Genomic DNA, 2,110 nt, shown 5'->3' on the forward strand with positions numbered 1-2,110 from the left:
TTGTTGCCAGCGGTCCGGCCGGGAACTCAAAGGAGACTGCCAGTGATAAACTGGAGGAAGGTGGGGATGACGTCAAGTCATCATGGCCCTTACGAGTAGGGCTACACACGTGCTACAATGGCGCATACAAAGAGAAGCGACCTCGCGAGAGCAAGCGGACCTCATAAAGTGCGTCGTAGTCCGGATTGGAGTCTGCAACTCGACTCCATGAAGTCGGCCGTAGTCGCAGAATGCTACGGTGAATACGTTCCCGGGCCTTGTACACCCCCCGTCACACCATGGGAGTGGGTTGCAAAAGAAGTAGGTAGCTTAACCTTCGGGAGGGCGCTTACCACTTTGTGATTCATGACTGGGGTGAAGTCGTAACAAGGTAACCGTAGGGGAACCTGCGGTTGGATCACCTCCTTACCTTAAAGAACCTGCCTTTGTAGTGCTCACACAGATTGTCTGATGAAAAACAGCAGTAAAAATCTCTGCAGGCTTGTAGCTCAGGTGGTTAGAGCGCACCCCTGATAAGGGTGAGGTCGGTGGTTCAAGTCCACTCAGGCCTACCAAACTCCTTTTAAAGGATGAGCGGTACAGAGATTGCAAAACGATGGGGCTATAGCTCAGCTGGGAGAGCGCCTGCTTTGCACGCAGGAGGTCTGCGGTTCGATCCCGCATAGCTCCACCATCTTTTACTGCGAACCAAGAAAACTTCAGAGTGAACCTGAAAAGGTGCACTGCGAAGTTTTGCTCTTTAAAAATCTGGATCAAGCTGAAAATTGAAACGACACATCTTAAATGGTGTGTTCGAGTCTCTCAAATTTTCGCAATCAGAAGTGAAACATCTTCGGGTTGTGAGGTTAAGCGACTAAGCGTACACGGTGGATGCCCTGGCAGTCAGAGGCGATGAAGGACGTGCTAATCTGCGAAAAGCGCCGGCGAGGTGATATGAACCTTTGACCCGGCGATGTCCGAATGGGGAAACCCAGTGTGATTCGTCACACTATCGTTAACTGAATACATAGGTTAACGAGGCGAACCGGGGAACTGAAACATCTAAGTACCCCGAGGAAAAGAAATCAACCGAGATTCCCCCAGTAGCGGCGAGCGAACGGGGAGCAGCCCAGAGTCTGAATCAGCTTGTGTGTTAGTGGAAGCGTCTGGAAAGTCGCACGGTACAGGGTGACAGTCCCGTACACGAAAGCACACAGGTTGTGAACTCGAAGAGTAGGGCGGGACACGTGGTATCCTGTCTGAATATGGGGGGACCATCCTCCAAGGCTAAACTCCTGACTGACCGATAGTGAACCAGTACCGTGAGGGAAAGGCGAAAAGAACCCGGCGAGGGAGTGAAAAGAACCTGAAACCGTGTACGTACAAGCAGTGGGAGCACCTTCGTGGTGTGACTGCGTACCTTTTGTATAATGGGTCAGCGACTTATATTCTGTAGCAAGGTTAACCGTATAGGGGAGCCGAAGGGAAACCGAGTCTTAACTGGGCGTTAAGTTGCAGGGTATAGACCCGAAACCCGGTGATCTAGCCATGGGCAGGTTGAAGGTTGGGTAACACTAACTGGAGGACCGAACCGACTAATGTTGAAAAATTAGCGGATGACTTGTGGCTGGGGGTGAAAGGCCAATCAAACCGGGAGATAGCTGGTTCTCCCCGAAAGCTATTTAGGTAGCGCCTCGTGAACTCATCTTCGGGGTAGAGCACTGTTTCGGCTAGGGGGCCATCCCGGCTTACCAACCGATGCAAACTACGAATACCGAAGAATGTTATCACGGGACACACGGCGGGTGCTAACGTCCGTCGTGAAGAGGGAAACAACCAGACCGCCAGCTAAGGTCCCAAAGTCATGGTTAAGTGGGAAACGATGTGGGAAGGCACAGACAGCCAGGATGTTGGCTTAGAAGCAGCCATCATTTAAAAGAAAGCGTAATAGCTCACTGGTCGAGTCGGCCTGCGCGGAAGATGTAACGGGGCTAAACCATGCACCGAAGCTGCGGCAGCGACACTATGTGTTGTTGGGTAGGGGAGCGTTCTGTAAGCCGTTGAAGGTGGCCTGTGAGGGTTGCTGGAGGTATCAGAAGTGCGAATGCTGACATAAGTAACGATAAAGCGG

At 51.9% G+C, this 2,110-nt stretch carries 2 tRNA genes and 2 rRNA genes; all 4 read left to right on the top strand.

Going from position 1 to position 2,110, the window contains the following annotated elements:
- Nucleotides 1-408, top strand: a 16S ribosomal RNA gene (locus tag PI91_RS05965); the annotation flags it as partial.
- 69 nt (nucleotides 409-477) lie between these two features.
- Nucleotides 478-554, top strand: a tRNA-Ile gene (locus PI91_RS05970).
- A 43-nt stretch (nucleotides 555-597) separates the two neighbouring features.
- Nucleotides 598-673, top strand: a tRNA-Ala gene (locus PI91_RS05975).
- Nucleotides 674-843: 170 nt separating this feature from the next.
- Nucleotides 844-2,110: ribosomal RNA gene (locus tag PI91_RS05980) — 23S ribosomal RNA — on the top strand; the annotation flags it as partial.

Source organism: Enterobacter sp. FB, from assembly GCF_000805795.1.
GTDB classification, from domain to species: Bacteria; Pseudomonadota; Gammaproteobacteria; order Enterobacterales; family Enterobacteriaceae; genus Enterobacter; species Enterobacter roggenkampii.